At 61.5% G+C, this 6,727-nt stretch carries 6 protein-coding genes; 1 reads left to right on the top strand and 5 read right to left on the bottom strand.

Features of this window, described 5'->3' with window-relative positions:
• Positions 1–768, top strand: a 768-nt coding sequence (locus KBY58_RS12555; RefSeq protein WP_315858065.1) for an FAD-binding domain-containing protein, incomplete at its 5' end; no start/stop codon positions are given.
• 88 nt (positions 769–856) lie between these two features.
• Here the strand turns inward: KBY58_RS12555 and murF are convergent.
• From murF to KBY58_RS12530, 5 genes are all read right to left on the bottom strand, one after another.
• On the bottom strand, positions 857–2,263 hold the full coding sequence (gene murF / locus KBY58_RS12550) for a UDP-N-acetylmuramoyl-tripeptide--D-alanyl-D-alanine ligase (RefSeq protein WP_255004657.1): 1,407 nt from the start codon (positions 2,261–2,263) through the stop codon (positions 857–859).
• Positions 2,263–2,976 carry a hypothetical protein gene (locus KBY58_RS12545; protein WP_255004655.1) on the bottom strand — a complete coding sequence of 238 codons (714 nt, stop codon included), beginning with the start codon at positions 2,974–2,976 and terminating at the stop codon, positions 2,263–2,265. The genes murF and KBY58_RS12545 overlap by 1 nt, the downstream gene beginning before the upstream one ends.
• Before the next feature lie 9 nt (positions 2,977–2,985).
• Positions 2,986–4,458, bottom strand: coding sequence for a glycogen synthase GlgA (gene glgA, locus KBY58_RS12540; protein WP_254933395.1), 1,473 nt, complete (start codon positions 4,456–4,458; stop codon positions 2,986–2,988).
• A 59-nt stretch (positions 4,459–4,517) separates the two neighbouring features.
• Complete coding sequence (gene menB / locus KBY58_RS12535; RefSeq protein ID WP_255004653.1) at positions 4,518–5,381, bottom strand: 1,4-dihydroxy-2-naphthoyl-CoA synthase; 864 nt, start codon at positions 5,379–5,381, stop codon at positions 4,518–4,520.
• 9 nt (positions 5,382–5,390) lie between these two features.
• Positions 5,391–6,727 (bottom strand): thiamine pyrophosphate-dependent enzyme (locus KBY58_RS12530; protein WP_255004651.1); only part of this gene is annotated, 1,337 nt, incomplete at its 5' end.

Raw genomic sequence — 6,727 nt, 5'->3', positions numbered from 1 at the left:
TTTAGGGATTTTGGCCCCTATGAAGACTCCCTCAGCCTCCAGCACGACACCCTCCAGCACTCATTACTATCCCCCCTGCTCAATTGCGGCCTTTTAGATCCTGAAGATGTAATTGAAGCAACCCTGGAGCATGCCAAAGCTGAGGCCATTCCAATTGCTTCATTGGAGGGCTTCCTCAGGCAAATTATTGGATGGCGGGAATTTATACGGGGCATAGACCTGGAGTTTGGCGAACGCCAACGCGAGACAAACTTTTGGAATCACCATCGCCAACTGGGCCCATGCTGGAACGATGGCACTACGGGCCTACCGCCTTTGGATGCCGCCATAGAAAAGGTTAATCGCCTGGCCTACAACCACCACATCGAGCGCCTAATGGTGATCAGCAACCTAATGCTGCTATGTGAAATCCAGCCACGGGCTGTCTACGGATGGTTCATGGAGCGCTACCTGGATTCCTACGGCTGGGTGATGGGGCCAAACGTCTATGGAATGGGGCTAATGAGTGATGGCGGCATATTTGCCACCAAGCCCTATATCTGCGGCTCCAACTACATACTCAAAATGGGAGGGGCAAAGCGCGGGCCCTGGTGTGAGATCTGGGATGGCCTCTACTGGCGCTTCATCGATCGGCATCGATCCTTTTTTCGATCAAATCCCAGGCTCTCAATGATGGTGTCGCTGCTCGATCGGATGGAGCCAAGCAAGCGTGATCGGCTCTTCAACCTTGGTGAATCCTTCATCACCAGGGTGACCCTGCCCCTTTAAACGGAAAGACCCCAGGTGAACCACCACCCGGGGCCCCTGCCCTAAGACATCAACATCGTGAAATGCCGATCCATTCCCATCATGGCGCCTAGGGGGTAGGCGGGGTTTCCAGCAAATCCCGCAGCAAGGGAATTAATTGCTCAAGGGCAACTCCCCTACTGGCCTTAAGCAGCAGGTGATCTCCGGGCTGCAGCCAATGGGCGATTTGTGGGGCCGCCTCGCACGGAGAGCCAACTTGGGCCAGCAATGGCAAGCCCTTCGCCGCCTCCAGCATTACCCGGCCCTCTACGCCCACATCCACAATCACGAGGCCATCGAGGCCCAAGCAAAGCGCCCGTTCAGCCACTTCTCGGTGCAACGACAGGCTCAATTCACCTAGCTCAAGCATCGTTCCCAGCACGGCGAAACGGCGCCCTCCCTGGGATTGGAGCAATTCCAAGGAAGCAAAAACCGCCTCCGGCGAGGCGTTGTAGGTCTCATCAAGAACCTGCACCCCTCCGATTTCAAGTCGGTGGCTCCTGCCCCCAGGCAAATCCACGCTGATGGGCTGCCATTGGCCAGGCTCCAGGCCCAACTCCTGGGCTACGGCAAGGGCCAATAGGAGATTTCGGGCATGGTGCCTGCCCTCCAGGGGCAATGGCAAAACCACCCCTTGAATCGCCATGGTGCCTGCATCGGTATCCAGGCAACCAAGCCAATCGGCTTGCGCCTCAAAGCCCTCCCCAGCAATGGCCACCCGCAGCACCCGGCCGCTCCAGACCGCTGCCAGGGCTCGATCCAAAAGGGGATCACCGGCAGGAATAACGACAAGCCCATCGGGATCAAGGGCAGTGGTGATTTCACACTTGGCCTGGGCAATTGCCTCGCGGCTGCCCAAGCGACCAATGTGGGCCGTGCCGATGTTGGTAATTACCGCCACCGAAGGACTGGCGCAGCGGCTTAGGCGCCCGATCTCCCCGGGGCCACGCATGCCCATCTCAACCACCACTGCCCGTTGCTCGGGGCTGGTGTTTAACAGTGTTAGGGGCACGCCGATGTCGTTGTTTTCATTGCCACTGCTCGCCCCGATCGGGCCAAGGGGAGCTAGGGCAGCACGAATCAACTCGCGGGTGCTGGTTTTGCCGGCTGAACCCGTAACCGCCACCACGGGCAGAGCTAGTAGATGCCGCCAAAGTGCCGCCAACTGCTGATAGGCGGCCAGGCTGTCGCCTACCCACCAAAGACAACAGCCCGCTTGCTGGGCCTGGACATGCAGTGCTTCGACTTCGGCGGGTTCGAAGCGATCAAGTTGGGCCAGGCCATGGGCACCGGCGGCCAGGGCCTCGGCCAGGAAGCGATGGCCGTCGAAACGCTCCCCCACCAAGGGTACAAACAGGCCACCAGCAACCACCTGACGGCTATCGGTAGTGATCTCAGAGACAACAGCATCAGCTGCGATTGCGCCAGTGGCAGGCTCACCCCAGAGGTTCACCAGTTGGCTAAGGCGAAGCTCCATCAGGAGAGATGCTGGGGTGAAAGCAGGATCATGCCGGAACCAACAAGGGCCTGCCGACCAATGGTTCTGCCCTGTAAATCCACAATCTCAAGTCGGTCAAAGCCCAGTTGCTGGGCCCGCTCGAGCCACTGCCGGGCCAGGTCCCCCTGCTGCCTGGCAGTGGCCGTGGTGAAGGCTGCTGCCACGCCCAAGCTCAATACCGAACCATCCCCCTCGGCCGTAGCCAAAACGATCATGCCCTTGGGATCCTGCTCTGCAAAAAGGGTGAGCAGCGGTTCAGGGGCCTCTGGTGCCAGGGCTGAAGGCTGGGGCGCTGCCGTGGGTTGGGGATTTGGCTTGGACTGAAGTTCTGGCTCGGGTTGAATTTCCTGCACTGGCTGGGCTTCCGGCACAGGCTGGGCTTCCGGCACAGGCTGGGGGCCAGTAGCAGAAGAAGCGGCCCGGGGCAAACCACCGGCCAACGCCAGCACCAGAACCAGTCCTAAGGCCAAAAGGCCCAGCAATAGGCCAGGCCAAAAGAGCGGGGCCAAATCCCGGGGCCAAAAGCTTGGGGAGGGGAGGTCGCCTTCCCGGTTACGCCGCCAGAGGGCCCGCAACTGGAGGCGCAAACTGGCGAAGACCGCGACGAGATCCCCCGCCAGCCGGCCCCAGGGGTTTTCATAGGGCACCGGCAGGGGCGGGCCGCCGACCTGGGAGGAGTTAGGCGGGATCACCTACTGGGCTTAGCGGCGCTTAAGCAGGGAAGCAAGCCCCCTGCGGCTCGGATCGGCATCCTGGCCCTGGGAAAAGCGCTCCACAGCGGAGGCCTCGGGGGTTGGCTCCTTAACCCCACAGACATCGCGATACATCTCGTCGTAGGCAAGGGCGGAACGGGCCCAGCTGAAATCAACTCCCATGGCTCGCCGTTGCAGCTCCTGCCAACTGTCCTGGTTGCGATAGGCCTCCCAGGAGCGCACGATTGCTGTGTAGAAATCGATCGGCTCGTAGCGGTCGAAGCCGTAACCGGTGCCCGTTGCCTCTAGGGGATCGTTGGGCGGCACCGTATCCACCAAACCACCCACCATCCGCACCACGGGGATGGAGCCGTAGCGCATGGCCAGCATCTGGCTAATGCCACAGGGCTCAAAACGACTCGGCATCAAAAAGGCATCACTGCCCGCATAGATCAACCGCGACAGGGCATCGTCGTAGGTGAGGAAAACGGCAAAGCGACCGGGATAGCGGGCCGCCATCTGCCAAAGGGCGGACTCGAGGGAACGGTCGCCGGTGCCCAGCACCACAAACTGACTGTCGGTGTAGGCCAGCACTCGATCAGCCACCTGCAGTACCAGGTCCACACCCTTCTGGTCCACCAAACGGCTGACCAGGCCCATCAGGTAGGTGCGGGGGTTGACCGTGAGGCCAAAACGCTCCTGCAGGGCCCGTTTGCTTTTGGCCCTGGGGGCGAGGTTCTTGGCGCTAAAGGCGGCTGGCAGGGCCGGATCCGTTTCCGGATTCCAATCGACCGTGTCGATGCCATTGAGAATGCCCCGCAACTTGCCACTGACAAAATTGAGCAGGCCATCGAGGTGCTCTCCGTATTCGGGAGTGCGAATCTCCATCGAATAGGTGGGAGACACCGCATTAACTCGATCGGCATAGAGCAGGGCCGTCGCCATGGTGTGATCCCCCTGCATGTACCAGGGACACCAGGTAATTCGATCCAACTTCCAGCGCCAAGGGCCCTGGTATTTGAGGTTGTGGATAGTGAAAACTGTGCTTATTTCTGGGTCCTGGTGCATCCAGACGGGCAACATCCCCGTGTGCCAATCGTGGCAATGCAGAACCTGCGGTTTCCAGTGGTGCCAACAGAACTCGGCCGTTGCGCTGGCAAAGAAGGTAAAGCGCCAATCCTCATCTTCACCGCCATAGATCCTCTCTGGATCAAAGACGGGATGGCCCACCAAGTAGATCGGCAAGCCATTGGTGGGATGGCTGGTCTCGTAGACGGCAAAGTCGTTTCCCATGGTGTGGCCGCGCCATACCGGCTCCTGGGGCACCTTCAGAAGGGCCCACAACTTGCCGTATCCCGGCAGAATGATTCTCACGTCGTGGCCAAGGGCCTTGAGGGCCGGCGGCAGGGAACCCACCACATCCCCCATGCCTCCCACCTTGATCATCGGCGCGCATTCGGCGGCCGCAAACAAGACGCGCATCAGCGTGGCTCAAGATTCGGAACCAACTCTACGGGCGCTGCCAAAAGCAACCTGGCACCTCAGGGAAGCCAGTCGTTTTCAGAAAAGTCCGGGTTCCTTTTTTCTAAAAAGGCATTGCGCCCTTCCTGGCCCTCTGCGGTTCGGTAGAAGAGATGGGTGGCCTGGCCTGCAAGCTCCTGCAGACCGGCCATGCCATCGGTTTCGGCATTAAAGGCAGCCTTCAGGCAACGGATCGCCGTGGGGCTGTGCTGCAAAACCTCCCGGGCCCAGCGAACCCCCTCCACCTCTAGCTCTTGTAGGGGCACAACCGCATTAACCAGGCCCATATCCAGAGCCTGGGCAGCGCCATATTGACGGCATAGGAACCAAATCTCCCTTGCCTTGCGCTGGCCCACCACCCGGGCCAGGTAACTGGCGCCAAAGCCCCCGTCAAAGCTGCCCACCCGGGGGCCGGTTTGGCCAAAAACAGCGTTTTCAGCAGCCAGGCTCAAATCGCACAGGAGATGAAGCACCTGGCCGCCACCGATGGCGTAGCCGGCGACCAGGGCAATAACAACCTTGGGCAGGCTACGAATCAGGCGCTGCAGGTCCAAAACATTTAGGCGGGGTAGCCCGTCCTCACCGATGTAACCGCCATCACCGCGCACGCTCTGGTCGCCGCCGGAGCAGAAAGCCCAACCGCCATCGGCGGCGGGTCCGGCTCCGGTCAACAGCACCACCCCCACCGCAGGGTTATCGCGCACCCGTGAAAAGGCATCGCAGAGCTCCTGCACCGTGCGGGGGCGAAAGGCGTTGCGCTTGTGGGGCCGGTTGATCGTGATGCGGGCAATGCCATCACCACTAAGGTCAAAAAGTATGTCCTCGTAATGGATCGGCCCATCGATACAGGCCGCCTGCCAGGTCACGGAGGGATGGGCGGCCATGCCGGTCGATCAGGTTGTCTGGCACATTTTGCGCAATTGCTGGCGCAGCAGGGCGTCGCTGCGGCGATCGGTGCCCAGCTCAAGTAGGGCTAGCGGTTGGTCTAGGGCCCACTCCAAATCGGCCGGCAGGTTTATGGCTTGCCGGCAGCAGCGACCCGGCACCCCATAGGCGGCAGCTAGGGCCAGGGGCTCCACCTGCTGGGGCATGGCAAATAGCCGTTCAAAATCCATGGCCTGGCCCGGTTCAGGCCGAATGGGCAGCTGCTCAAAAATGCCGCCGCCGTTGTTATTGAGCAGCACCACCGTTAGTCGGCCTGCCAATTGCTGGCGCCAGAGCCAGCCATGGCTGTCGTGCAGGAGGGCCAGGTCGCCAGTAACCAGTACGGCGCTGCCGAGGGCATCGGCCACTCCACAGGCCAGGGAAAGGGTGCCATCAATGCCTGAGGCGCCGCGAAAAGCGAAAACTTGGCGGGCTGGGGCCGCTGGATCCGAAAAGCTCTCCCAATCCCTCACCGGGCTGCTGTTCGCCAAAACCAAGGGAACCCCCGCCGGCAACAACTGGCTCAACTGGCGGGCAAGGGCCGGTTCATTGAGGCCGCTGCCAGAGAGGGCTTGGCCTAGCAGCAGCTGAAGCCGCTGCTCCCGCTGCTGCCAAAGGGCTGCCTGGGCGGTGCAAGTTTCAGAGGCGGGCTGGCTCCAGAGGGCTTCCGGCAGCTGATCCAGCCAGGCCTCCAATCCCATCGAAGTTTGCACACAATCACCGCCAAGGGGATTGAGGTTCCGTGGATCGCCCTGGCTAACCAAAACCTGGGGGCCCTGGATCTGCTCCAACCAGCGCTGCAGACGGCGACTGGCGGGCAAGGGGCCCAACCTGAGCACCTGGCAGGTTTCAAGGGGGGCTCCAGCGGCTTCGAGCAAAAGGTCGTAGCCATTGATCTGGCCCAGACCCGGCAGGCCCCTAAGGCCACTGAGAAAATCAGCCAACAGGGGCCAGCCCGTGCGCTTGTGCCAACGGCGCAGGCCAACTTCAAAACCCTGCCATTGGCCGGGCATGCCGCGCCAGGGGCCAGCCACCACCACCCCGGGGCGATCGGGATCCAGGCCCGCCAGGCCAGGGGGAATGGGCGGGGAAATGCCTTGCGCAGGAAGGGTCCCGGTTGTTGCCGCAGGGCCTGCAGCACTGGCTAGGCCAGGGGCAGTCAAGACGCCAAAGGCCTCCGCCAACAACACCCCGCCACTGGCATGGAGGGGCTCGGCAAAGGCCAGGTTGAGGTGGACCGGCCCGGGGGCAGCAAGAGATGGTGTCTGTTGACCAGCAATGCCAAGGGAATAGGCGATGGCCCGCT

The sequence above is a fragment of the Cyanobium sp. HWJ4-Hawea genome, assembly GCF_024345815.1.
In the GTDB taxonomy this organism is placed as follows: domain Bacteria; phylum Cyanobacteriota; class Cyanobacteriia; order PCC-6307; family Cyanobiaceae; genus Cyanobium_A.
This window is presented reverse-complemented; position numbering and strand designations above follow the sequence as displayed.